The organism is Zunongwangia atlantica 22II14-10F7 (genome assembly GCF_002094855.1).
Lineage (GTDB): Bacteria > Bacteroidota > Bacteroidia > Flavobacteriales > Flavobacteriaceae > Zunongwangia > Zunongwangia atlantica.
In genome coordinates, this window is the sequence record NZ_ARYN01000014.1 from 1 (window position 1) to 24849 (window position 24849).

Annotated in this window: 20 protein-coding genes; 16 read left to right on the forward strand and 4 right to left on the reverse strand. The window is 36.3% G+C overall.

Annotation, left to right across the window (positions count from 1 at the left end; all coding sequences use genetic code 11):
- The first annotated feature begins 6 nt into the window (after window positions 1-6).
- From IIF7_RS14790 to IIF7_RS14800, 3 genes are all read left to right on the forward strand, one after another.
- The gene (locus IIF7_RS14790; RefSeq protein ID WP_139801338.1) at window positions 7-987 is read left to right on the forward strand and encodes a hypothetical protein; all 981 of its coding nucleotides are present in this window, start codon (window positions 7-9) and stop codon (window positions 985-987) included.
- A 92-nt stretch (window positions 988-1079) separates the two neighbouring features.
- The gene (locus IIF7_RS14795) at window positions 1080-1841 is read left to right on the forward strand and encodes a YjbH domain-containing protein (protein ID WP_262508196.1); all 762 of its coding nucleotides are present in this window, start codon (window positions 1080-1082) and stop codon (window positions 1839-1841) included.
- Entirely contained in the window at window positions 1828-2961 is a 1134-nt protein-coding gene (locus IIF7_RS14800; protein ID WP_084842480.1) for a YjbH domain-containing protein, read from the forward strand. Before IIF7_RS14795 ends, IIF7_RS14800 begins: the two co-directional genes overlap by 14 nt.
- A gap of 5 nt (window positions 2962-2966) precedes the next feature.
- Here the strand turns inward: IIF7_RS14800 and IIF7_RS14805 are convergent, their stop codons facing one another.
- Window positions 2967-3590 carry a metallophosphatase domain-containing protein gene (locus IIF7_RS14805; protein ID WP_084842481.1) on the reverse strand — a complete coding sequence of 208 codons (624 nt, stop codon included), beginning with the start codon at window positions 3588-3590 and terminating at the stop codon, window positions 2967-2969.
- A 3-nt stretch (window positions 3591-3593) separates the two neighbouring features.
- The gene (locus IIF7_RS14810; RefSeq protein ID WP_084842482.1) at window positions 3594-3818 is read right to left on the reverse strand and encodes a hypothetical protein; all 225 of its coding nucleotides are present in this window, start codon (window positions 3816-3818) and stop codon (window positions 3594-3596) included.
- A gap of 182 nt (window positions 3819-4000) precedes the next feature.
- Between IIF7_RS14810 and IIF7_RS14815 the strand changes: the two genes are divergently transcribed.
- The gene (locus IIF7_RS14815) at window positions 4001-5533 is read left to right on the forward strand and encodes an AsmA family protein (protein ID WP_139801339.1); all 1533 of its coding nucleotides are present in this window, start codon (window positions 4001-4003) and stop codon (window positions 5531-5533) included.
- Here the strand turns inward: IIF7_RS14815 and IIF7_RS14820 are convergent.
- On the reverse strand, window positions 5530-6357 hold the full coding sequence (locus IIF7_RS14820) for a universal stress protein (protein WP_084842484.1): 828 nt from the start codon (window positions 6355-6357) through the stop codon (window positions 5530-5532). The two genes, IIF7_RS14815 and IIF7_RS14820, sit on opposite strands and share 4 nt — an antisense overlap.
- A 159-nt stretch (window positions 6358-6516) precedes the next feature.
- Here IIF7_RS14820 and rimP point away from each other — a divergent pair, with 159 nt between their 5' ends.
- The 3 genes from rimP to infB are packed head-to-tail and all read left to right on the forward strand — an operon-like array spanning window position 6517 to window position 11084.
- Window positions 6517-6981 carry a ribosome assembly cofactor RimP gene (gene rimP / locus IIF7_RS14825; RefSeq protein WP_084842485.1) on the forward strand — a complete coding sequence of 155 codons (465 nt, stop codon included), beginning with the start codon at window positions 6517-6519 and terminating at the stop codon, window positions 6979-6981.
- 10 nt (window positions 6982-6991) lie between these two features.
- A complete protein-coding gene (gene nusA / locus IIF7_RS14830; protein ID WP_084842486.1) occupies window positions 6992-8224 on the forward strand; it encodes a transcription termination factor NusA in 1233 nt (410 codons plus the stop codon).
- A gap of 46 nt (window positions 8225-8270) precedes the next feature.
- The gene (gene infB / locus IIF7_RS14835) at window positions 8271-11084 is read left to right on the forward strand and encodes a translation initiation factor IF-2 (protein ID WP_084842487.1); all 2814 of its coding nucleotides are present in this window, start codon (window positions 8271-8273) and stop codon (window positions 11082-11084) included.
- Between the two features lie 162 nt (window positions 11085-11246).
- On the opposite strand, the gene IIF7_RS14840 is transcribed toward infB, so the two are convergent.
- Window positions 11247-11636: an SPOR domain-containing protein gene (locus IIF7_RS14840; protein ID WP_084842488.1), complete on the reverse strand. Its 390-nt coding sequence runs from the start codon at window positions 11634-11636 to the stop codon at window positions 11247-11249.
- A gap of 224 nt (window positions 11637-11860) precedes the next feature.
- Between IIF7_RS14840 and IIF7_RS14845 the strand changes: the two genes are divergently transcribed.
- From IIF7_RS14845 to ruvB, 9 genes are all read left to right on the forward strand, one after another.
- Window positions 11861-13210, forward strand: coding sequence for a c-type cytochrome (locus tag IIF7_RS14845; protein WP_084842489.1), 1350 nt, complete (start codon window positions 11861-11863; stop codon window positions 13208-13210).
- Window positions 13211-13257: 47 nt separating this feature from the next.
- On the forward strand, window positions 13258-16323 hold the full coding sequence (locus IIF7_RS14850; RefSeq protein WP_084842490.1) for a TAT-variant-translocated molybdopterin oxidoreductase: 3066 nt from the start codon (window positions 13258-13260) through the stop codon (window positions 16321-16323).
- A 33-nt stretch (window positions 16324-16356) separates the two neighbouring features.
- Entirely contained in the window at window positions 16357-18162 is a 1806-nt protein-coding gene (gene nrfD, locus IIF7_RS14855; protein WP_084842491.1) for an NrfD/PsrC family molybdoenzyme membrane anchor subunit, read from the forward strand.
- Window positions 18163-18167: 5 nt separating this feature from the next.
- Window positions 18168-18695, forward strand: coding sequence for a DUF3341 domain-containing protein (locus tag IIF7_RS14860; protein ID WP_084842492.1), 528 nt, complete (start codon window positions 18168-18170; stop codon window positions 18693-18695).
- A 5-nt stretch (window positions 18696-18700) separates the two neighbouring features.
- Window positions 18701-19372, forward strand: coding sequence for a cytochrome c (locus IIF7_RS14865; protein ID WP_084842493.1), 672 nt, complete (start codon window positions 18701-18703; stop codon window positions 19370-19372).
- A 33-nt stretch (window positions 19373-19405) separates the two neighbouring features.
- The gene (locus tag IIF7_RS14870; protein ID WP_084842494.1) at window positions 19406-20773 is read left to right on the forward strand and encodes a quinol:cytochrome C oxidoreductase; all 1368 of its coding nucleotides are present in this window, start codon (window positions 19406-19408) and stop codon (window positions 20771-20773) included.
- A gap of 35 nt (window positions 20774-20808) precedes the next feature.
- The gene (locus IIF7_RS14875) at window positions 20809-21843 is read left to right on the forward strand and encodes a cytochrome c oxidase subunit II (protein ID WP_084842495.1); all 1035 of its coding nucleotides are present in this window, start codon (window positions 20809-20811) and stop codon (window positions 21841-21843) included.
- A gap of 38 nt (window positions 21844-21881) precedes the next feature.
- Window positions 21882-23702: a cytochrome c oxidase subunit I gene (locus IIF7_RS14880; protein ID WP_084842496.1), complete on the forward strand. Its 1821-nt coding sequence runs from the start codon at window positions 21882-21884 to the stop codon at window positions 23700-23702.
- A 105-nt stretch (window positions 23703-23807) separates the two neighbouring features.
- Window positions 23808-24830, forward strand: coding sequence for a Holliday junction branch migration DNA helicase RuvB (ruvB, locus tag IIF7_RS14885; protein WP_084842497.1), 1023 nt, complete (start codon window positions 23808-23810; stop codon window positions 24828-24830).
- Window positions 24831-24849: the final 19 nt, after the last annotated feature.

Here is a 24849-nt window from a genome sequence, read left to right on the forward strand (position 1 = left end):
TTCACTATGGCCGGCTCATCCACTATAGATCCCGAAGAAGTTGAAAACGAATTTGAGGAGGGTGTCGATGAAATTCCTGATTTAGATGATGAAGACCCTGAGGTTGCGGAGCCAGATTTTGCAGCTGAGTCAGATGTGCCTGAAGCGACAACTGCTGCTGCTGCAGATTTCTCTTCCGCCGAAACTGTTGATGACTTGAGTTCTGAGAGTTCTGAAATATTAACCTCCTTGGAGTCGGCTGTAGATGATGTTCCCGCAAATGCGTTGAGTATTTCTGCATCTTTAACCGAAGATGATATTGAAGCTATGTTAGATCTTGATCAAGATTTACCAGATGGTGTTGACGCTGATGCAATTGTAGCGTCTCTTCCGGATGACATTATAGCACTTTTGCCACAAATTAATTACGATTTTTCTAGCAGTGCATCTTCGACTGTAATTCCAAATGGAATTAATGTTTTAAATTCTGGTGTTGATTTAGATCCAGTTGCGCAAGCAGTAGATGCACCATGTGAGGATGTTTATAATGATGCTTATGACGATGTAATCGCAGATCTTCAGGCAACAAGAGATGAACAATTAGCGACTGTTTTTGCAAATTTTGAAAGAAGATCGGCTGCAGCAGAAGATAGATTTAATAGCAGGACAGAAACTTTAAATAACAGTGCAGATGAATTTGCCGCTGAAATTGAGGCAATCGCTGAAGAATTCTTACTAGCTGCAGAGGGCTTGGATTTTGCTGAAGAGGAATTAAGATTGATGGCATTCCTAGTTGCCTTGGAAGGAAGAATAGAACTTCAAAGTTGGTATGATGCTGCTTCAACTGTAATTTCTAATGCACGAACAACTGAGGAAACTACCATAGAAGAAAGAAGAGATGATAGAGAATCTACTGTGAATTCCAATTATCAAAATTCCGCAGATCAAGCAAGAGAAATTTTAGTAGCAGGTATTGCGGCTTGTCATAATCAAGGTTCTGGATCTTAGTATTTAGTTTCATTTGATAATTTATTATGTTATTTAAAAACCTGTTGTTTAAGTTTAATTTTAAAACGGCAGGTTTTTTGTTTTTGGTGCTGATGTCCTCAAATGTATTTGCCCAAAATAACTTTTTAGGTAAGCCAGGTTATATGACTATTCCCACAGCCGATTGGAGGGATGGTCATGAGCTTGGCTTTTCCTATGCTTTTATTCCGGGAGAATATTCAGATGATACCTTTAGTCCTGGGGCGCAGGAAGCTGATGTTGATGTATATAGTGTTAGAGTTGCATTGACTAGTTTTATGGAAGTTAATTTTGGTGTTTTCTATCGTTCTGAAATTGCTGATGAAATTGGAGTCGGAGATCGTCAATTAGATTTTAGATTTAGACTTCTTAAGGAAAGTGAGTATTTGCCTACAATTGTTTTGGGTTGGACTCCGCCGGGATCCAGATCTCCTGTTATCTCTCATGATTACTTAGTGGCTACTAAGAATATTAAATCGTCAATTGGTAAATTTCAATTATCATTAGGTTACGGTTCTCCTTATGTCTTGGTTAGGGGAGGAGATGATAATAATTTCTGGAAAAGTTTAAGTTTTGAAGAAAAGGAGAATTTCGGTAACAACCATTATTTAACAGGTGTTTACGGAGGTGTTTCCTATGAGCCTTTGTCTTTTTTAGGCGCAAGTATTGAATATAATACTTCTACTATTAATGCTGGTGTTTATGCTAAGCTTTGGGATGAACATATTATGTTGCAAGCTTATACTTTTGAAGGAAAAGAAATAGCCTTTAATGTTAATCTTCAGTTTTCGCTGAATTTTTTACCTAGATCATTAAGAAGATATGAGAAGAAATAGAACCCTTTTTATTTTATTCTTTTTGATTAGTTCCTTGGCTTTTGCTCAGGAATTGAAAGAAGCACTTTATGATGAGGGTTTCGAAAATGTGATTGTAGATGATAAGAACGACACCATAAAGATATTCTTTGAACTTAGGGAGTTTCGTAGTCCGTATCATAGTATGCGTTTTGCTAATGATATTGCTTCTAATTTTTTAGGTGAGAATCAAACTATAGAGTGGATACCGCTACATCATAATGTCCCTGTTGGAAAATATAGTTCCGATTCTTATAGTTTTAATACTTTGTCTTCTTCAGACTTAGAATTCTATAATCGGAATAATAAACCTTTTAAGAATTACCGTTGGAATATTCGGGTGCGACCTTTTGTTGCTGCACGTTTTGGGTATTATTCTAATCCTTTTGAAACAGTTTTTGACGGAATTATTGATACCCGAGTATATTTAGCCAAAGGTTTAAGTGCGCAAACCGGAATTACTATTCCTATTCAGAATTCTTTAAATAATACTAGTATGTCCCCAAGAATGGCTCCTAGTATTTTGACTTACTTTACGCAAATAAAACCAGGACATTTTGCTAATGTGTCTTTTGGGACTTACCATAACGATAAATATGGCTTAGATGTACAATACCGATATGGTTTACCATCAAAGAATTGGAGTGTTGGTTTTGAGGCTGGTTTAACTGGATTCTATTATCAGGATGGTTTTAATGATATCACATTCTCTAATATGAGTATGATTCATTTTATTGCTGATATCGAATACCATTTACCTATTGAAAATTTGAATGTAAGAGCTAGTGTTGGTCGTTTTATATATGAAGATTTTGGCGGTCGGGTTGATTTAATAAAGCAATTTGGATTAGTTGATGTTGGTCTCTTTGGAACCTATACTCAAAATGGAGCGACAGGAGGATTTCAATTCGCAATTCCTATTTTTCCTGGGAATATATTTAAAACGAAGAAAATACAACTTAGAACTACTGAAGAATTTAGATGGGAATATACCTATAATAACGAAGATCGCGTTGGTTTAAAATATCGTATTGGAGCTGCGCGTTTGGTAGATGTTTTAAGGCAGTATCGAGTTGACTTTATTCAGTCCTTAAAAGAATAGTTCTTCTAAATTTCAATTACACTTACCCCATTTATTAATCTACTTCTGCTATCCATTATTGCTGAGTTTACAAAGAGTGTCTCGCCAATTTGTTTCTTTCCGTAGTCATCATGAACGTGGCCAAAAAGATGAAGTTTTGGTTTAATATCAACGATCTTTTTCAATAGTTCTTCACATCCAATATTTCTGTAAGTTTTACTTTCATCTAGGATGCCGTAAGGCGGAGTGTGGGTTACTAAGATATCAGTATTGGCAGGTATAAGATTCCATTTTTTTCTAATCCCTCTTCCTCTCTCAAGATTAAAAGCCCAATTGCCATTTCCTGGTGTATGTGGACTTCCCCAAATGTGCAAACCTTTAATGGAAATCCCTTCATTTTCTAGATAAATAATGTTACTAGGGATCAGGCTTTTTAAATCTTTTTTGTTTTTCTCGAAGAAAAAATCATGATTTCCAGAAATAAGAATTTTATAAGGATGAGTTTGGTTTGAGAACCATTTCAGGAAATCGAGTGTTTCAAGTCTAGTACCACCTTCAGTGAAATCTCCGCAATGTATTAAAAGATCTCCGGCTGGAAGATTTAGTTCATGATGTCTATTGTGAGTATCGGAAATTGAAATTATTTGCATATACTATTCACCTTCAACTACACCATCTTCCTGTTCTTGCGAAATGTAATCTTTATCTACAGGTAAAAATTTATTGGTGATTTTAGTAAGTGCGAACGCGATAATTACTGCGGTAAATGCAAAGAAAATAAACTTAACCAACAAACTATCGCTCATGGCAAAACTGTAGAACGCTAAGAAAATCTCAGCAACAACAAACAGAATCTTTATAGATAGTTTAAGGATCATTGGTTATTTAGTTGATAATTGCAAATATATATTCTAATTCCGGTTTTTTGGTAACATATTGTCAGGTTTGACGTAAATTTAACGTAGGCTGTCCTCTTCGGTTTAACTTTTTAGTTAAATATTCTTAATCCTTCAAGGAGCTGTTGTTAAAGGTTGTACATTTCAGTGAAAACTTTCCAATCTTGAAAAGAAAACCAAAAATTATAATATCGATTTTCGTTGTTTTAGCCCTGCTTTTTTTTGCCGGACTATTTCTGAATTCCTTCGTCGAGAAAAAGGCGATAAGCTTACTTGAAGAACAGGTGCCTGAACTTAAATTCGATAAACTGAAGGTTCAGGTTTTTAAAAATGCGGCGGAATTAACCAAAATCGACTTAACGCAGGGAGAAGTTAATATTCAATCTGAACGTTTAAAGGTTAGCGGGCTTAATTATTGGAAGTTTCTTACCCAAAAGAATATAGATCTTAATAAGGTTCAGATTAACGATCCTGAAGTGGTGTATCAAACTAAGGCAAAGGATCAAAAAGCTGGAAGAAAGCAAAAAAAGGATAAGCAGAATGGGCCAAAATCGTCTGGATTGGATAAAGAAATAACTGTAGAAGAGATTATTCTTAATCATTCAAAATTTGTGTTGCTCGATAGTGTTTCAGATGAAAAAATTAAGGTTAAAAGCTTCGATTTTCGACTTGAAGGATTAAAAATTGATAGTGTTTCTATTTCAGAAAAAATACCTTTTCAGTTTGATCATTTTAAACTAAATGCAGATTCGGTTTATTTTAAAGTTGATGATCGGCATAAGATGAATGTTGCTGCGATCGAAATTCAGGATAAAAAAAGCAGCTTAAAAGGGCTAAAATTAGAGTCTATTTATTCTAAACAAGAGTTTCAAAGGCATATTCCCGTAGAAAAAGATAGGTATCATTTAGTGGTAGATAGTATTTCGCTGGAAAATCAATATTTTGGATTTCAAAATGATAGTTTAAGGTTTAAAGCCACAAATCTTTTAATTAGCGATGCCGATTTTGAGATTTACAGGGATAAAATGCAGCCAGATGATAACTCGATAAAACCCATGTATAGCCAAATGCTAAGAAAACTTCCGTTTTTATTGAAAATAGATACTTTGCAGGTGAAAAATACTCAGATTGTCTATGAAGAACGTATGAAGGCCAATCGAGAGCCAGGGAAAGTAGTTTTTGGAAAAGTGGCAGGGAAAATATCGAATCTTACCAATTTTAGCGATGCTTCTGAATTTCCTACAACACGAGTGGTGGCTAGTGCTAATTTTATGAAGCAGGCTTCTTTACGCTTAAATTGGGCGTTTAAAGTAAATAATCTTAGCGATTGGTTTGATATATCGGGTAATATGAGTTCACTTTCGGCTGAGAATATGAATGGTTTTTTAAGGCCTGCGATGAATGTGCAGGCAGCAGGTTCTATAACTAATATGGATTTCGATTTTTCAGGAAACAGGAATAAAGCGACTGGCGGTGTGAATATCGCTTATAAAGATTTTAAAATTGAAGTTTTAAAGAAAGATGGCACCGAAAAAAGTGGATTTTTAACCACTATCGCCAATATATTTGTGAAACATAATGGCGAAAGTGGCCGAAATGTGAATGATGGTTTGGAAATAGAACGTGATAAAACCAAATCATTCTGGAACTATTTGTGGTCTTGTATTAAGAAAGGAGCACTAAAGACCTTTGTCTAAATTTTAAATGTGATCACCGGGCGTTTGGCATGATTAACCAGATCTTCACTTATACTTCCGTTAAAGAAATGCGATAGGCCTTTGCGACCGTGTGTGCTGATGCCTATTAAATCTGCTTTAAATTTTTCAGCAAAATTTAAAATTCCTTTTTCTACGCTAATGTCATTATAGATATGTTTTTTTACATTTTTAAGACTCATTTCCTGTAAAAATTCATCTAAATCTGCATAAGCTTGTTTGCTTGTCGTAAAATTATTTGGAGTGTTTACAAAAAGTAGATGTAATTCAGCTTCAAAAAGTTTAGCAAATTCTATGGCTTTTACTAGTGTTTTTTTGTTATCGATTTCAGTATCTGTGGCGAAAACAAACTTTTCGATTTTAAAATCTGGCGACTCTTCTTTGATCACTAAAACAGGAATTTCAGATTGTCTAACTACCTTTTCTGTATTTGATCCTATAAACATTTCCTGAAATCCACTGCTTCCATGAGATCCCATTACAATAAGATCGCACTGGTTGGATTTTGCAAATTCAGTGATACCTTTAAAAGCATAATTAAATTGTACAGCTTCGTTTACCGGAATGCCTTCTAGGTATTCACTTTTTTTAATTGTGCTAAACTGCATATGAGCAAGCTTCATAAAATATAGGGCTTCAGGCACATTTTGACTGTTTCCCTGTACGGGGTCAATTAAGCTAAGTGGTAAGTCCAACATGTGAAGCAGGAAAATTTCAGCATCAAATTTTTTAGCAATTACTGCTGCAGTTTTTAGTGCGTTTTCAGCTTCTTTAGAAAAGTCTGTTGGGACAAGAATCTTTTTCATGGCGGGAAAGATTAAGAATGTTTATTATCTATCTTAAATTTACGAAGATTTTTGCCTAAATGCCTGGTTTTCTTTCTCGGGAATTATTATTATATTTGCAGCGTTGAAACTAAAAAAGTACAGCGAGGGGACATAAAGTCCCCTCTTTTTATAACCAGTATGAAGTTGAAGGAGAACGTAGAAAAGTTGCTACAAGAAGCATTCGAAGAGAATAATTCCTTATTTTTGATTGAACTTATTGTAACACCAGATAACCAAATAAGAGTGGTTATCGATGGCGATAAAGGTGTCTCTGTTGAAGATTGTATTTATGTAAGCCGAAAGGTAGAGCATAATTTAGACAGGGAAGAAGAGGATTTTTCTTTAGAAGTGACATCGGCCGGTGCAACCGAGCCGCTACAAATTCCCAGACAGTATAAAAAAAATATTGGCAGAAAGTTGCAGGTTAAAACTGAAAATGGAAAATTTGAAGGAAATTTAATCGATGCTACAGAATCTGATATTAAACTTCAATGGAAAGCACGTGAACCTAAACCTGTAGGAAAAGGAAAGGTTACGGTAGAGAAAGAGGCTGTATTAGAATATTCAGCAATTGTTGAAGCAAAAGTTATGATAACATTTTAATTGTTTTAGTATGGAAAATCTCGCCTTAATAGATTCATTTTCAGAGTTTAAGGATGATAAGTTGATAGATCGTGTAACTTTAATGGCGATCTTGGAAGATGTTTTTAGAAATGCTTTAAAAAAGAAGTATGGTGAGGATGATAACTTTGATATCATTGTAAACCCTGATAAAGGGGATTTGGAAATTTGGAGAAACCGTGTGGTAGTTGCAGACGGCGAGGTTGAAGATCCAAATCAGGAAATATCACTTACAGAAGCGCGTAAAATTGAACCAGATTTTGAAGTTGGTGAAGATGTTTCTGAAGAAGTAAAATTAATTGATCTTGGACGTAGAGCGATTTTAGCATTAAGGCAAAATCTTATTTCTAAAATCCATGAGCATGATAATACAAATATCTATAAGCAGTTTAAAGATCTTGAAGGAGAGATTTATACTGCAGAAGTTCATCATATAAGACATCGTGCAATTATTCTTTTGGATGATGAAGGAAACGAAATTGTACTGCCAAAAGACAGACAAATTCCTTCAGATTTCTTTAGAAAAGGAGAGAATGTACGCGGTGTTATAGAAAGTGTTGAGTTAAAGGGGAATAAGCCAAGTATAATTTTATCTAGAACAGCACCTGCATTTTTGGAAAAATTATTTGAGCAGGAAATCCCTGAGGTTTTTGATGGTTTAATTACTATTAAAAAAGTTGTTCGTGTACCTGGTGAAAAAGCGAAAGTGGCAGTAGATTCTTATGATGATAGAATTGATCCTGTTGGAGCTTGTGTTGGGATGAAGGGATCTAGAATCCATAGTATTGTACGCGAACTTGGAAATGAAAATATTGATGTGATTAATTATACAAATAACGATCAGTTATTTATCACAAGGGCTTTGAGTCCTGCAAAAATCACATCTATTAAGATAGATGAAGAAAATAAAAGGGCTGAAGTTATGCTTAAGCCTGAAGAGGTTTCTAAAGCGATTGGTCGTGGAGGGCATAATATTAGACTTGCTGGCCAGTTAACAGGTTACGAAATTGATGTGTTTAGAGAAGGAGTAGAGGAAGATGTTGAATTATCTGAATTCTCTGACGAAATCGAAGATTGGGTAATTAAGGAATTTGCAAAAATTGGTTTAGATACTGCAAAAAGTATTTTAGAGCAGGATGTAAATGACCTTGTAAGACGTACCGACCTGGAAGAAGAAACCGTTCGTGAAGTAATGAGAGTTCTTCGTGAAGAATTCGAAGAATAATTTATTGTAGTTAATAAACAAAAGAGGTTAATTTAGAGGGCAATTTATGGCTGAAGCAAAAACAATGCGATTAAACAAAGTATTACGTGAATTCAATATTTCGCTAGATCGGGCTGTAGAGTTTTTAAATTCTAAGGGGCATGATATTGAAGCACGTCCTACTGCTAAAATCTCTCAGGAGACTTATCAGGTTCTTTTTAATGAGTTCCAGACAGATAAAAGCAAAAAAGTAGCTTCTAAAGAAGTTGGTGAAGAAAGGAAGAAAGAGAAAGAAGAGCTACGTTTAGCCCGTGAGCGTGAGCAGGAGGAAAAGAGAAAAGAGCAGGAGAAAAAGGAACAGGAGAAGTTGAAAGAAGAGCAGGAGCGTAAGAAGCAAGAGCAGGAAACGCTTGGTTCTCGTACTAAACTTACTGGCCCTAAAACTGTAGGTAAGATAGATTTGGAAAAATCACAGGTTGAGAAGAAAAAAGAGGAGCCTAAGAAAGAAGAAAAGGTAGAGAAAGCTCAGCAGGAAAAACCAGCCCAAAAGCCAGTTGAGGAAAAGCCTAAGCCAAAAACTGATTTTAGTAAAAATCAGAATACTGCCCCTAAAAAAGATCAACCTAAGCAAGAGCCTAAGAAAGATAAAGATGTTCCTCAGGAAAAAACTGAGACTGCCGCACAGGGAGAGGATTCTAACCGTATAAAAACTAATTATACAAAATTAGATGGTCCTAACTTTACGGGAGAGAAAATCGATCTTTCTAAATTTAAGAAGCCTGCTAAGAAAAAAGACGACAAGAAAACTGCGGCATCTAATGATGATAAAAAAGGAAACCGTAAAAAGCGTCGTAGAAGAATTAGTAAGGATGTAAAAGGCGGCCCTAATCAGGGAGGTGGAAATAACAATAACAACAACCGTAAAGGTCGTAATAATAATAAACAGCGCAGCAGGCCTATCGCCAAAGAAGAGCCTAGCGAAGAAGAAGTACAAAAACAAGTTAGAGAGACTCTTGAAAAACTTCAGGGGAAATCTAATAAAGGTAAAGGTGCAAAATATCGTAGAGATAAGAGGGATCAACACCGTCAACGTTCAGAAGAAGATCTTGCAAAACAAGAATCAGATTCTAAAGTACTTAAGGTAACCGAGTTTGTTACTGTTAGTGAGGTTGCGACAATGATGGATGTGCCGGTAACTAAAGTTATTTCAGCATGTATGTCTCTTGGTATGATGGTGACAATGAACCAGAGATTGGATGCAGAAACTCTTTCTATTGTTGCTGATGAGTTTGGTTATGAAGTGGACTTCGTAACTGCGGATGTGGAAGAAACAGTTGAAACGCAAGAAGATGCTCCTGAGGATTTAGAAGAAAGAGCACCTATTGTAACGGTTATGGGTCACGTAGATCACGGTAAAACATCTTTACTGGATTATATTCGTAAAGAGAATGTTATTGCTGGTGAAAGTGGAGGTATAACACAGCATATTGGTGCTTATGGTGTTGAATTAGATGGAGGGCAAAAAATTGCATTCCTGGATACGCCGGGTCACGAAGCCTTTACGGCAATGCGTGCTCGTGGTGCGCAGGTAACCGATATAGCTATTATCGTTATTGCTGCAGATGATGATGTGATGCCACAAACGAAAGAGGCTATTTCTCACGCGCAGGCAGCTGGAGTGCCAATTATTTTTGCAATCAATAAATCTGATTTGCCTACAGCTAATCCAGAGAAGATTAAAGAGAAGTTAGCTTCTATGAATCTTCTTGTTGAAGATTGGGGAGGTAAAGTGCAGTCTCATGATATTTCTGCTAAAACAGGAATGGGAGTTAAGGAATTACTTGAAAAAGTATTGCTTGAAGCTGAGATTTTAGAGCTTAAAGCGAATCCTAATAAAATAGCTAATGGTACCGTAGTAGAAGCTTTCTTGGATCGTGGTCGTGGTTATGTGGCTACAATTCTTATTCAGGCAGGTACGCTTAAGATAGGAGATTATGTTCTTGCAGGTCGTCATAGTGGTAAAATTAAGGCGATGCATGATGAACGAGGGCACGAGATAAAAGAAGCTGGTCCATCAACTCCGGTTTCTATCTTAGGTCTAGACGGTGCGCCACAGGCAGGTGATAAGTTCAAAGTGATGTTAGATGAGCGCGAGGCTAAGGATATTGCTGCTAAACGTACACAATTACAGCGCGAGCAGAATGTAAGAACGCAGCGTCATATCACCTTGGATGAAATTGGTCGTCGTATTGCGTTAGGAGAATTTAAGGAACTTAACATTATCCTGAAAGGTGATGTTGATGGTTCTGTAGAAGCACTTACTGATAGTTTCCAGAAACTATCTACTGAAGAGATTCAAGTGAATATTATTCATAAAGGAGTTGGTGCCATTACAGAAAGTGATGTGTTGTTAGCTTCTGCTTCAGATGCGATTATCATTGGATTTAATGTTCGTCCTGCAGGAAATGCGAGACAGGTAGCAGATAAAGAAGAAATCGACATTAGAACATATTCGATCATCTATGATGCAATTAATGATCTTAAGGATGCGATGGAAGGAATGCTATCTCCAGAACTTAAAGAAGAGATCACTGGTACTGCTGAAATTAGAGAAACGTTTAAAATCTCTAAAATCGGAACTATTGCTGGATGTATGGTTACTTCAGGTAAAATCTATAGAAATGCCGGTGTCCGCTTAATTCGAGATGGTGTAGTGATTTATACAGGAGAATTGTCATCCCTTAAGCGTTTTAAAGATGATGTAAAAGAGGTAGCTAAGGGATATGACTGCGGTATGCAGGTGAAAAATTACAATGATATCAAAGAAGGTGATGTAATAGAAGCCTTTAGAGAGGTAGAAGTTAAAAAGACTCTTAAATAAAAGAGAGTGTGTTTATAAATAAAAAAAAAGGGCTGCATTTGCGGCCCTTTTTTTATTGTGATGTAATCTCTTGAATTTTTCTATAAGAAGATAAGTAGCGGCTTAAAATGATTATTATCATTTTATTTTAACCTCACTTTAGCAGTTGTAAAATTGTCTAGGTTACTTTCTTTTTGGTTTTGGTATAAAAGCTGAAGGATATGTCTCTTTAATTATTAAAAGTGCTCTGTCGGCTTCTAATCTGTTTCTGAAATTACCTATCCAAACTTTATAATTTGGAGCCTCATATTTAATTCTGGCTGGGTATTCATAAAGCGCTTCGTAGTCTTTTATCTGGTTGCTGGCTTCTCCATTGCTTCCGCTAAATAGCTGAATTACAAATCGATCGCCAATATTGTGTGATTTTTGAAGCTTTGTTTTTGTTTCTGCTAATTCCGCAATCATTTCATCTTGTGAAATGTTAATTTTTGCAGAATCCTCTTGGGCAATTGCTATACTCGAAAAACTTAAAAAAGATCCAAGTATTAAATTTCGAAAGCTTAAAATATTCATAGTTATGATTTTATAGACAAATGTAAAACTAAATAACTGAGATTATATCTATTTTATTATTTAGAACTAATATAAATTACCTATTAACGCTTCTCTAACATAAACAAAATCCAACTTAAGTATTACTTTTGTGCCTGAATTTAATGGTGCGATTCTAAGTTTTTACGTACAGATTTTAATCTTAAAAACCGTACCAAAGTTTAGACGTTAATTCAACTTATAATATGAAAAAGGTGAAATACCGCCACTCAACTTCGCGATTGCTCTTAATTGTAGCGCTTTTTCTATCGTTTACTGTAACGAGTTTTGCTCAGGATTCAACAGATGTCGAGGCTGGGGAGCCAGAAACAGCTGCCGATAAAGCAGATGCTTCAGCTTCTGCCGAGTTAGGAGATCCGGCCGCAGGAAAAGGTTTGTTTAATTCTTTATGTGCAGCTTGTCACAAACCATATTCAGCAAGTATTGGTCCTGCTTTAAATGGTGCGACATTAAGACATGATAAAGAATGGCTTTATGCTTGGATTAAAAACAATGCAGAGTTAAGAGCATCTGGTGATGCAGATGCTGAAGCAATTTATCAGGAATATAATGGTACTGCGATGCCAGCTTTTCCTCAATTGTCTAATGAGGATATCGATAATATCCTGGCTTATGTTGAGCAACCAAAACCAGAGCCAGCTGCTGCTGCAACCGGAGGAGCAGGTGCTGAAGGTGGAGAAGGATCTGCTGGAGGTGTTTCTGTAAATATTATTCTTGGGGTTCTAATATTTGTTTTAGTAATGTTACTTGTTGTTTTGTTTTTAGTGAACAAGACATTAAAGAACTTTGCTGCTGCGAGTGGAGTGACTCTTCCAGAAAAACCATCAAGAAAACCAATTTGGCAGGCGTTTGTAGAAAACCAGTTTTTAGTATTGGTGTTCTCTCTTGTTGTTTTGTTAGGTGTTGGATATTTCGCGTATGGATTTTTAATGCAGGTTGGTGTAGATCAAGGTTATCAACCAATCCAACCTATTCATTATTCGCATAGAATTCATGCTGGTGATAATGGTATAGAGTGTAAATACTGTCACTCTTCAGCTCGTGTATCAAAAACTTCAGGTATTCCATCATTAAATGTTTGTATGAACTGTCATAAAGCAATTTCAGAAGTTGCTCCAGAGACGGCTACTGCAGAGCATTCTAAGGAATTCTATGACGGAGAGATTGCGAAGCTTTATGATGCTGTTGGTTGGGATCCATCTACAAGAACATATTCAGGTGAACAAAAGCCTGTGAAATGGGTTAGAATACATAATCTTCCAGATTTTGTTTACTTTAACCACTCACAACACGTTTCTGTTGCAGGAGTTCAATGTCAACATTGTCATGGTCCTATTCAGGAAATGGAAGTTGTGCATCAGGAAGCCCCACTTACAATGGGATGGTGTATAAACTGTCACAGGGAAACTGGAGTTCAGATGGAAGGGAATGAATATTACGAAAAGATTCATGAAGAGCTTTCTAAAAAGTATGGTGTAGAAAAGCTTACCATTGCTGAAATGGGAGGTCTTGAATGTGCAAAATGCCACTATTAATAACTGCGTTAGCAGATATAAATTAAGAAGTTAATATCTAGATATATATGTCATCAAACAAAAAATACTGGAAAAGTGTTGAAGAACTAAAAGGTAGTTCTGTTGTTGAGACGCTAAAACAAAAAGAATTTGCAGAGGAGATTCCTGTTGATGAGTTTCTTGGAGATGAAGAGTCTTTAAGTAATTCAAAAACTTCTAGAAGGGATTTCTTAAAGTATGTTGGGTTTAGTACTGCTGCTGCTTCACTTGCTGCCTGTGAAGGTCCGGTTGTAAAATCGATTCCTTATGTTGTGCAGCCAGAGAATATTGTTCCTGGTGTAGCAAATTACTATGCTTCTACTATTGCAAATGGTTTCGATTTTCAAAGCGTATTGGTAAAGACTCGTGAAGGGCGACCAATTAAAATTGAGAATAATGACCTTGCTAAAGTAAAAGCTGGTGGTGGTGCTCGTGTTAATGCTTCAGTTCTTTCTTTATATGATAAGAAAAGAGTGAAGCGCCCTATGATTGATGGGAAAAATGTTTCTTGGGAAGAATTCGATCGTCAGGTTGGTTCAGCTCTTAACGGAGTATCAGGTGATATTGTTCTTTTAACTCAAACTTTTGCTAGCCCAAGTACTACAAAGCTGATTCAGGAATTCAGCGCTAAATACCCAAATGTAAAACATGTGGTGTATGATGCTGTTTCTGAAGATGCTGCTCTTTCAGCTTTTGAATCTAGATATGGAAGAAGAGCATTGCCAAATTATGATTTCAGTGAAGCAGAAGCAATTGTTTCTATAGGAGCTGATTTTCTTGGTGACTGGCAAGGTGGAGGATACGATGTGAGCTATGCTAAAAGTCGTGTTCCTGAAAATGGAAAAATGTCAAGACACGTACAATTTGAATCAAACTTGTCTTTAGCAGGTGCGAAAGCAGATAAACGTGTTCCTGTAAAACCATCGCAGCAAAAAGCAATTTTAGTTGCATTGTATGGTTATATAGTTGGAGGTGATTCTACAAGTGAATTGCCTTCTAATATTGATGAAGCTGTTGTGAAAGCTGCTAGCCAGTTAAGAGAAGCTGGGAATAAGGCGGTTGTAGTTTCTGGAATTCCAGATGCAGATGCGCAATCATTAGTGTTAGCAATTAATGAAGCTTTAGGTAGTACAATAATGGATACTGATAATGCACGTATGACCCGTCAGGGAAATGTTGCTCAGGTTTCAGAACTTGTACAAAGTATGAATTCAGGAAGCGTTGGAGCTCTTATGGTGGTTGGAGTAAATCCAGCTTACAGTTTGCCGAATGCTTCAGAATTTGTTGAAGGATTAAAAAATGTAGAAGTTTCTGTTTCTTTTACAATGAAAGAAGATGAAACTGCAAAACTTTGCAAATATATAGCTGCTACTCCGCACTATCTTGAAAGCTGGGGGGATATTCAGTTTACAGATCAGCAATTCAGTTTAATGCAGCCAACAATTAGACCGTTGTTTGATACGCGTCAATTTCAGGATTGTTTATTAAAATGGTCTGGAAATAGCCAATCCTATAGTGATTATATTAAAGAAACTTGGTCTGGTAATTTATCAGGAGGTTGGAATCAGGCATTGCATGATGGTGTTTTTGATGGAACAAGTCCTGTTGCTGTAGTAGCTTCAGAAGACTTTACTTCTTCAAGTAATGATGCCTCTTCACTAAGAAAATTAAGTTCATCTGCTCAGGAAGGTAGCGAATATGAACTTACTTTATATACTAAAGTTTCGATGGGAGATGGTGAACAAGCTAATAACCCTTGGTTACAAGAGCTTCCAGATCCTATTACAAGAACAACATGGGATAACTATTTAATGATTTCTAAAGCCGATGCTGATAAGTTAGGCTTGGAGAATGAAATTGTTTCTAACGGAGCTTTAAATGGTAGTTATGTAAATGTTACTGTAGGTGAAACAACAGTAAAAAATGTTCCCGTAATTATACAACCTGGGCAGGCTAAAGGTTCTGTAGCATTAGCTTTAGGATATGGTAAGAAAGAGGGAATGCAAAAGGAAATGCAGGTAGGTGTTAATGCTTATCCTTTGTACCAAAACTTTAGTGCATTTCAAAATGTAACTTTAGCAAAGGCTGAAGGTATGCATGAATTTGCTAGTGTACAGATGCAAAGTACTTTGGCTGGTCGTGATGATATTGTTAAAGAAACCACGCTATCAGTTCTTACAACAAAAAGTAAGCATGAATGGAATAGTGTTCCTGAGGTAGATTATAATCATCAGGAAATTCCTGTAAGTGATGAAAAAGCGGATATTTGGAGTGCTTTTGATCGTACAATTGGGCATCATTTTAATTTATCTATAGATTTAAATGCTTGTACTGGTTGTGGAGCCTGTGTTATTTCTTGTCATTCTGAAAACAACGTTCCTGTTGTTGGAAAAGATGAAGTTAGAAAGTTTAGAGATATGCACTGGTTAAGAATTGATAGATACTATTCAGCTGGTGATACATTTGTAGAAGAGCAAGAGAAATTAGTTAATCTAGGTGCTTTTGAAACTTATGATACTATAGAGGATCCATCTTACGATAACCCTCAGGTTGCTTTTCAACCAGTAATGTGTCAGCATTGTAACCATGCACCTTGTGAAACTGTTTGTCCTGTGGCGGCAACTTCACACGGTCGTCAGGGTCAAAACCAAATGATATATAACAGATGTGTAGGTACAAGATATTGTGCTAACAACTGTCCTTATAAAGTAAGAAGATTTAACTGGTTTAATTACGCTCAAAACGAAGAGTTTGATTATCACATGAACAATGATCTAGGTCGTATGGTATTAAATCCAGATGTGGTAGTTCGTTCTCGGGGGGTAATGGAGAAGTGTTCTATGTGTATCCAAATGACGCAAAAAACAATTCTTGATGCTAAGCGTGAAGGAAGACCTGTTAAAGATGGTGAATTCCGTACAGCTTGTTCAGCGGCTTGTGATACTGGTGCAATTGTGTTTGGAGATGTAAATGACAAAGAGTCTAAAGTTTCTAAATTGCAAGGTGATGATAGAACTTATCATTTACTTGAAAGTATAGGTACTAAGCCAAACGTAATGTATCAGGCTAAAATTACCAATACCGCTGAAGCATAATAATTAAGTAATAAGAATCAATTTTAAAGAAATATGTCGTCACATTACGAAGCACCTATAAGAGAACCTCTTGTTACCGGAGAGAAAACTTATCATGATATAAGTGTTGAAGTAGGAGCGCCTGTACTTGGTAGAGCTAATAAAACCTGGTACGTTGTATTTACACTTGCCTTAATTGCATTTTTGTGGGGATTAGGTTGTATTATTTACACCGTTTCAACAGGAATCGGGGTTTGGGGATTGAACAAAACCATTGGTTGGGCATGGGATATTACCAACTTCGTTTGGTGGGTAGGTATTGGTCACGCCGGTACATTAATTTCGGCAGTATTATTGCTGTTCCGCCAGAAGTGGAGAATGGCAGTAAACCGTTCAGCAGAAGCAATGACAATTTTTGCGGTTGTTCAGGCTGGATTGTTCCCAATTATTCACATGGGGCGTCCTTGGTTGGCATATTGGGTACTACCTATTCCAAACCAATTTGGTTCTTTGTGGGTTAACTTTAACTCACCACTGCTATGGGATGTATTTGCAATTTCAACGTATTTATCGGTATCACTTGTTTTCTGGTGGACTGGTTTACTTCCGGATTTTGCAATGCTTCGTGATAGAACTACAAATGAATTTCAGAAGAAAATATACGGTATACTAAGTTTTGGATGGAGTGGACGAGTTAAAGACTGGCAACGTTTTGAAGAAGTGTCTTTAGTTCTTGCTGGTTTAGCAACACCTTTAGTACTTTCTGTACATACAATTGTATCTTTTGACTTTGCTACTTCAGTAGTTCCTGGGTGGCACAGTACAATTTTCCCTCCATATTTTGTTGCTGGAGCAATTTTCTCTGGATTTGCAATGGTGCAAACACTACTTATCATAATGAGGAAAGTTGTGAATCTTCAGGATTATATTACACTTCTTCATATTGAATATATGAATAAAGTAATATTGCTAACTGGAGGTATTGTATCTGTAGCTTATATTACGGAATTCTTTATAGGATGGTATTCTGGTACTAGTTATGAGAATTATACCTACCTATCTTTTGGTGCGGCTACTGGTCCTTATGCATGGGCATTCTGGGCACTTATTATCTGTAACTTTGTAGTGCCATTAACTTTATGGGTTAAGAAGCTAAGAAGAAATATTCTTTGGACATTTATTGTAGCTCTTGTAATTAATATTGGAATGTGGTTTGAACGTTTTGATATTATTGTTATAGATCTTAGTAAAGGTAGAACTCCTTCTTCTTGGGCTATGTTCTCTCCAACTTTCGTTGATATAGGAGTATTTATTGGAACAATTGGTTTCTTCTTTGTTTTGTTCCTGCTTTATGCTAGAACTTTCCCTGTGATTGCTCAGGCGGAAGTAAAGACAATTTTGAAGTCTTCAGGAGAATATTATAAAAATCTTCGTGCAAAACATGGTGATGATGTTCCTCATCACGCTGAAAGCGATCCAACTGCAAAAGAGCCTGCAGCTAATGTTCAACAGAAAGACGCTTTTTTAGGAAGCGATTCTTCTAAATCTACCCATGAGGCTACTGTTAATGCAGATGCCTTAGGTATTACTGAAACACAAAAAGATCAGTTAGATGCAATGTTGGCTAGAATTGGAACATTTAACCCTGAGACCGAGAAGGCCGATAATTTACAAAAGCTGGATGGAGTAGGACCTGTGTTAGAACAACATTTACATCAGGTTGGTATTTATAAGTACGATCAGGTAATTAAATTAACCAAGGAAGATTACGAATTGCTTGATGAAGTTATAGAAAACTTCCCTATCCTTGCTAACCGTGGTGATTGGAATGCACAAGCAACTGAATTAAAAAATAAATAATCAAGATGGCATCAAAGACAATACACGCTATTTATAACGATGATGATCTGCTATTACATGCGGTAAAGCAGGTTCGTGAAGCGCGCTATCATATTGGTGAAATATATACTCCTTTTCCCGTTCACGGGCTAGATAAGGCAGTTGGTGAAGCACCTACAAGATTAGCTATAGCTTCGTTTTTATACGGTATAACAGGTTTATCTGTTGCTGTTTTGATGATGAACTTTATGATGGTTCAGGATTGGCCTCAAGATATTGGGGGAAAGCCTAGTTTTTCCTTTATAACAAATATGCCATCATTTGTTCCGATTATGTTTGAGTTAACAGTATTTTTTGCAGCTCACTTAATGGTAATCACTTTTTATATGAGAAGTAGATTAGCTCCATTTAAAAAAGCAGAAAATCCAGATCCAAGAACTACAGATGATATGTTCTTAATGGAGATAGACGCAACTAATCATAATGTAGAAGACCTATCTAAATTTTTATATGATACGGGAGCTGCAGAAATTAAATTAATTGACAATAAATAGACCAGATGAGAAGTTTATTTCATAAATCTTTAATCTTTGTTATAATCGCGGGCTTCTTTAGTTCTTGCTCCGGAGATAAGGATCGTAATTATCAATATTTTCCAGATATGTACCGTCCGGTACCTTACGAACCTTATGGGGCTTACGATATTTTTGCTAACCAGCAGGAAGCTAAATTGCCAGTAGATGGTACTATTCCTAGAGGGTGGATGCCATACGAATACGAGGATACTCCTGAGGCAAGAGAAGCAGCAAAGGCTAATCTTAAGAATCCAATTCCTTATACAGAAGAAAACCTAACAAAAGGTAAAGCGTTATATACTGTTTATTGTGCGGTATGTCATGGAGATAAAGGTGATGGTCAAGGGACTTTAGTAGAAAGAGAAAAAATTCTTGGTGTGCCTTCTTATGACGATCCAGGTCGTAGTATAACTGAAGGGAGTGTTTATCATACAATGTATTATGGTCTTAATAATATGGGATCTTATGCGGTGCAAACAAGTATCGAAGAACGTTGGCAAATAGATCATTATGTAATGAGTTTAAAAGATAAATTAGAGGGCAACCCTGAGAGATCTTTTCAAACAAATACAATCACTCAGGAGAATTCAGATAATCTAAATCCTGCAGAACCTGCAGAAGATTTTAGTGAAGAAGATACACAATCTGAAGAATAATTAAATAGGAATATAGCTTTTAGATCTAGTAATATGTATACGCTTTCTAGTAAATTAAAATTAACTGCAATTATTCTAGTAATTGTTGGTGCCATAGGCTTGGTTTATGGATTCATTTCTACACCATCTAACGAAGAAGAGTTGAAGGAATTATTGGCGGCAGATGCCCATGGAGAACATGGTGGAGAAGAACATCATGAGGCTTCGGCAACAACAGAACAACATGGAGAAACTGCAGATGTAGCCCATGATGAATCTGTTGAGCAGCATGGGGAAACTGCCCATGGAGAAGGAGAGCATGGTGATTCTCATATGGAGCATGTATTGCACCAATTTCAAACAAAACCATGGTCGGCGCTTTTCGTTTCAGCTTTCTTTTTCTTTATGATTGCATTGGGCGCCTTGGTATTTTATGCAATTCAATATGTGGCTCAGGCAGGTTGGTCTCCGGTTTTATTTAGAGTTATAGAAGGTGTTACCAATTACCTTTTACCAGGATCTATTATTGTTGTGCTTATTGTGATTTTTGCAGGTACTCATTTTTACCCTTGGCAAAATCATGAGCTTGTGGAAGAAGATGTTATTCTTCAGGGAAAATCGGGATACCTTAATTTTCCATTTTTCGTAATTAGAGCTATCATTTACTTAATTGGATGGAACGTTTATCGTTTTATAGCTACTAGAAATTCTATTGCTCAGGCTACTGCTTCTAATCTAACTCCGTATAAAAAGAATTTTAAAGCCTCAGTATTCTTTCTGTTATTCTTTGTGATAACTGAAACTACAATGGCTTGGGACTGGTTTATGAGTATGACTCCGCACTGGTATAGTACATTATTTGCTTGGTATGTTTTTGCAAGTGTTTTTGTGTCTGCTATTACAGTGATTGCTTTAGTTACAATGTTTCTTAAGAAAGCTGGCCATTTAGAATTTGTAAATGATAGTCATTTACATGACTTGGCTAAGTTTATGTTCGCTTTCAGTGTATTCTGGACGTATCTTTGGTTTGGTCAATTCTTATTGATTTGGTATGCGAATATCCCAGAAGAAGTAACTTATTTTATCATTAGAATTGAAGAATATAATTTGTTGTTCTTCGGAATGATAGCCTTAAACTTTATATTCCCTATTTTAATGTTAATTAATAGTGATTATAAACGTATTCCTTGGTTTGTGATTATGGCGGGTGTTGTAATTCTTGTAGGTCATTATATCGATATTTTCTTATTGGTTATGCCTTCTACTGTAGGTCCTTACTGGTCTTTCGGTATCACAGAAATTGCAGGAATACTATTCTTCCTAGGTCTGTTCATATTTTTTGTGGGCACCGGGCTTGGGAAAGAATCCTTATACCCAAAAGGTAATCCTTTCCTTAAGGAGAGTGAAAATTACCATTACTAATTAAAAGATTGATTGTTTAAAGAAGACTTTATAAAATGACCGTATTTTTAGTAATCATAGTATTAGCACTTCTTGCTGTAACAGGATGGCAGATTTCAAAAATATTTGAATTGTCAAAATCTCCTGATGCAGATACCTCTCAGGTAGCTAACAACAAGGATAATGAGAACCAGGGTAAATTAATGATGGGGTTTGCCGTTTTCCTATATCTTTTAATGTTTTACTGTTTTTGGACTTTTACAAATGTAACGCTACCAGATGCAGCCTCAGAGCATGGAGGGAAATATGACAATCTAATGTTGATCTCAATGTTATTGATCATGTTTGTGCAAATCGTTACTCAGGCTTTACTTCACTATTTTGCTTATAAATATCGTGGTGAGGCTGGTAAAAAAGCTTTGTTTTATGCCGATAATGATAAACTTGAATTTATCTGGACTATTATTCCTGTAATTACCTTAGCAGGATTAATTATCTATGGTCTTTTCACGTGGACAGATATTATGAGCGTTAATGAAGATGAAGATCCCTTAGTTGTAGAATTATATGCACAGCAGTTTAGTTGGACAGCTAGATATGCTGGTGAGGATAATACTTTAGGTGAAGCTAATGTTAGATTTATTGAAGGTACTAATACACTTGGAGTTGATAAAGAAGATTCTTATGCTCAGGATGATAAAGTGGTAAGAGAGCTTCACTTACCGGTTAATAGGCCAGTTTTATTTAAGTTAAGATCTCAGGATGTATTGCACTCAGCTTATTTTCCTCACTTTAGAGCGCAAATGAATGTTGTTCCTGGTATGATTACTCAATTTGGTTTTACTCCAACAGTAACTACGGAGGAAATGAGAAATAATGGTGATATTGTTGATAAAGTTGAACGTATTAATGATATTAGAAGAGAAAATGGAGATGATTCTTACGAGTTCGATTATTTCCTTTTATGTAATAAAATTTGTGGACAAGCTCACTATAACATGCAAATGAAAGTAATAGTAGAGTCTGAAGCAGATTACGAAGCATGGTTGGCTGAACAGGCAACTTTTGGAGAATCAATGTCTGAGGAATAAAATAACATTTAAGAATTAAAAGTATTATTTAAGAAGATATGTCAGCAGTAGTAAACGCACCAGCTCACGATCACCACGAAGATCACGGACATCATCATAAGCAAACCTTTATATCGAAGTATATTTTTAGCTTCGATCATAAAATGGTAGCTAAACAGTTTCTTATTACAGGTTTGTTAATGGGAATTGTTGGTATTGGAATGTCAATTTTATTTAGAATTCAATTAGCATGGCCAGAACAGTCTTTTGCTATTTTTGAAGCTTTACTTGGTAAATGGGCACCAGATGGTGTGATGACACCAAATATTTATTTAGCATTAGTGACTATTCACGGTACCATAATGGTTTTCTTTGTGCTTACTGCTGGTTTAAGTGGTACATTTAGTAACTTACTTATTCCGTTACAGATTGGTGCTCGTGATATGGCATCTGGTTTTATGAACATGCTGTCTTACTGGTTGTTCTTTTTAGCTTGTGTGATTATGCTTTGTTCTTTATTTGTAGAAGCTGGTCCTGCATCTTCAGGTTGGACTATATATCCTCCTTTAAGTGCCTTGCCTCAAGCTATTGGTGGTTCAGGAATGGGGATGACGCTTTGGTTGGTTTCTATGGCATTATTTATTGCTTCGCAGTTACTTGGTGGTATTAACTATATTGTTACTGTTATTAACTTAAGAACCAAGGGAATGTCGATGACTAGACTTCCATTAACTATTTGGGCATTCTTTGTAACAGCTATTCTAGGTTTAGTTTCTTTCCCGGTATTATTGTCTGCTGCTTTATTGCTTATTATGGATAGAAGTTTTGGGACTTCTTTCTTCTTAAGTGATATTTTCTTGGATGGTGAAGTATTGAGTCATCATGGTGGTTCGCCAGTACTTTTTGAGCACTTATTCTGGTTCTTAGGTCACCCAGAGGTTTATATTGTAATTCTTCCAGCACTTGGTATTACTTCAGAGGTTGTTGCTACAAACTCTCGTAAACCTATTTTTGGATATCGTGCAATGATTGCATCTATTTTGGCTATCGGATTCCTTTCAACAATTGTATGGGGTCACCACATGTTCGTATCTGGTATGAACCCATTCTTAGGATCTGTATTTACATTTACAACATTATTGATTGCTATTCCTTCTGCGGTAAAAGCCTTCAACTATATAACAACTTTATGGAAGGGTAACCTTCAAATGAATCCTGGTATGCTTTTCTCTATTGGATTAGTGTCAACATTTATTACTGGTGGTTTAACCGGTATTATTCTTGGGGATTCTACATTAGATATTAACGTTCATGATACATATTTCGTTGTGGCTCACTTCCACTTGGTGATGGGTATCTCAGCATTGTATGGTCTTTTTGCTGGTGTTTATCATTGGTATCCTAAAATGTTTGGGCGTATGATGAATAAAAATCTTGGTTATATCCATTTCTGGGTAACGGCTGTTGGAGCATACGGAGTTTTCTTCCCAATGCATTTCTTAGGTATGGCTGGTCTTCCAAGGCGTTATTACACCAATACTGCATTTCCTTACTTTGATGATCTTGCAGATATCAATGTTATTGTAACTGTTTGTGCCATTATTACAGCACTAGTACAGTTGGTGTTTATCTATAACTTCTTTGCTTCTATGTTCTATGGTAAGAAAGCAACGATGAACCCTTGGAAATCGAATACGCTAGAGTGGACAACTCCTGTAGAGCACATTCATGGTAACTGGCCAGGTGAACTTCCTGTAGTATACCGTTGGGCTTACGATTACAGTAAAACCAATAGTGATGGTGAATATGTAATTACAGGGCAGGATTATGTTCCTCAGAATATTCCAATGCAGGAAAATGAAGAAGATTTGCATCACTAGAAAAAATCTATCTTAAAAATACACAAAAGCCTTTTCTTTATTGAAGAGGCTTTTTTATTTTATCTTTGTTTTGCCTATACTTAGATTGAAATTAATTTATCTGCTATGAATGAAAACCTGGATGCCACTGGCGAAAATTTTTCTTCGGAAGAATTTGATATTGAAAGAGCTTTAAGACCGCTAAGTTTTGATGACTTTGCCGGACAGGAACAGGTTTTAGATAATCTTAAAGTGTTTGTCGCAGCTGCAAACCTAAGAAGCGATGCTCTAGATCATACGCTTTTACATGGTCCTCCTGGATTGGGAAAAACTACATTGGCGCACATTTTGGCAAATGAACTAGGGGTTGGCTTAAAAGTTACTTCAGGGCCTGTTTTGGATAAACCGGGAGATCTTGCAGGTCTTTTGACCAATCTTGACGAACGTGATATTCTTTTTATTGATGAGATCCATCGATTAAGCCCAATTGTAGAGGAATATTTATATTCCGCGATGGAAGATTATCGTATCGATATAATGATCGAATCTGGGCCTAATGCTCGTACAGTTCAATTAAATTTGAGTCCGTTTACTCTTATTGGAGCTACGACACGCTCAGGTTTGCTTACAGCGCCTATGAGAGCACGTTTTGGTATTTCAAGTAGGCTGCAATATTATTCAACCGAATTACTTTCTGATATTGTACAACGTAGTGCACAAATTTTAAATGTGCCTATTAGTATGGAAGCTGCAATAGAAATTGCTGGCCGTAGCCGTGGTACGCCTCGTATTGCGAATGCGCTTTTACGAAGAGTGCGTGATTTTGCTCAGATTAAAGGTGATGGAAAAATTGATATTAATATTGCTAAATATGGGCTTAAGGCTTTAAATGTTGATGCCCATGGTTTAGATGAAATGGATAATAGAATTCTGGAAACCATCATTGAGAAATTTAAAGGTGGCCCGGTAGGAATTACCACTTTGGCAACAGCTGTAAGTGAAAGTGCAGAAACAATTGAAGAGGTTTATGAACCTTTTTTAATTCAGCAGGGATTTATTTATCGTACGCCAAGAGGAAGAGAAGTGACTGAAGCTGCTTATAAACACCTTGGGAAATCCCGTGGTGCAACTCAGGGCGGTTTGTTTTAAATTCCGAAGAAACTGCAAA

Excerpts from the sequence above, each read along its gene's own strand:
- IIF7_RS14790 (WP_139801338.1), top strand. The coding sequence starts at position 7 with ATGGCCGGCTCATCCACTATAGATCCCGAAGAAGTTGAAAACGAATTT.
- IIF7_RS14795 (WP_262508196.1), top strand. The coding sequence starts at position 1,080 with ATGTCCTCAAATGTATTTGCCCAAAATAACTTTTTAGGTAAGCCAGGT.
- IIF7_RS14800 (WP_084842480.1), top strand. The coding sequence starts at position 1,828 with ATGAGAAGAAATAGAACCCTTTTTATTTTATTCTTTTTGATTAGTTCC.
- IIF7_RS14805 (WP_084842481.1), bottom strand. The coding sequence starts at position 3,590 with ATGCAAATAATTTCAATTTCCGATACTCACAATAGACATCATGAACTA.
- IIF7_RS14810 (WP_084842482.1), bottom strand. The coding sequence starts at position 3,818 with ATGATCCTTAAACTATCTATAAAGATTCTGTTTGTTGTTGCTGAGATT.
- IIF7_RS14820 (WP_084842484.1), bottom strand. The coding sequence starts at position 6,357 with ATGAAAAAGATTCTTGTCCCAACAGACTTTTCTAAAGAAGCTGAAAAC.
- rimP (WP_084842485.1), top strand. The coding sequence starts at position 6,517 with ATGAAGTTGAAGGAGAACGTAGAAAAGTTGCTACAAGAAGCATTCGAA.
- nusA (WP_084842486.1), top strand. The coding sequence starts at position 6,992 with ATGGAAAATCTCGCCTTAATAGATTCATTTTCAGAGTTTAAGGATGAT.
- infB (WP_084842487.1), top strand. The coding sequence starts at position 8,271 with ATGGCTGAAGCAAAAACAATGCGATTAAACAAAGTATTACGTGAATTC.
- IIF7_RS14840 (WP_084842488.1), bottom strand. The coding sequence starts at position 11,636 with ATGAATATTTTAAGCTTTCGAAATTTAATACTTGGATCTTTTTTAAGT.
- IIF7_RS14845 (WP_084842489.1), top strand. The coding sequence starts at position 11,861 with ATGAAAAAGGTGAAATACCGCCACTCAACTTCGCGATTGCTCTTAATT.
- IIF7_RS14850 (WP_084842490.1), top strand. The coding sequence starts at position 13,258 with ATGTCATCAAACAAAAAATACTGGAAAAGTGTTGAAGAACTAAAAGGT.
- nrfD (WP_084842491.1), top strand. The coding sequence starts at position 16,357 with ATGTCGTCACATTACGAAGCACCTATAAGAGAACCTCTTGTTACCGGA.
- IIF7_RS14860 (WP_084842492.1), top strand. The coding sequence starts at position 18,168 with ATGGCATCAAAGACAATACACGCTATTTATAACGATGATGATCTGCTA.
- IIF7_RS14865 (WP_084842493.1), top strand. The coding sequence starts at position 18,701 with ATGAGAAGTTTATTTCATAAATCTTTAATCTTTGTTATAATCGCGGGC.
- IIF7_RS14870 (WP_084842494.1), top strand. The coding sequence starts at position 19,406 with ATGTATACGCTTTCTAGTAAATTAAAATTAACTGCAATTATTCTAGTA.
- IIF7_RS14875 (WP_084842495.1), top strand. The coding sequence starts at position 20,809 with ATGACCGTATTTTTAGTAATCATAGTATTAGCACTTCTTGCTGTAACA.
- IIF7_RS14880 (WP_084842496.1), top strand. The coding sequence starts at position 21,882 with ATGTCAGCAGTAGTAAACGCACCAGCTCACGATCACCACGAAGATCAC.
- ruvB (WP_084842497.1), top strand. The coding sequence starts at position 23,808 with ATGAATGAAAACCTGGATGCCACTGGCGAAAATTTTTCTTCGGAAGAA.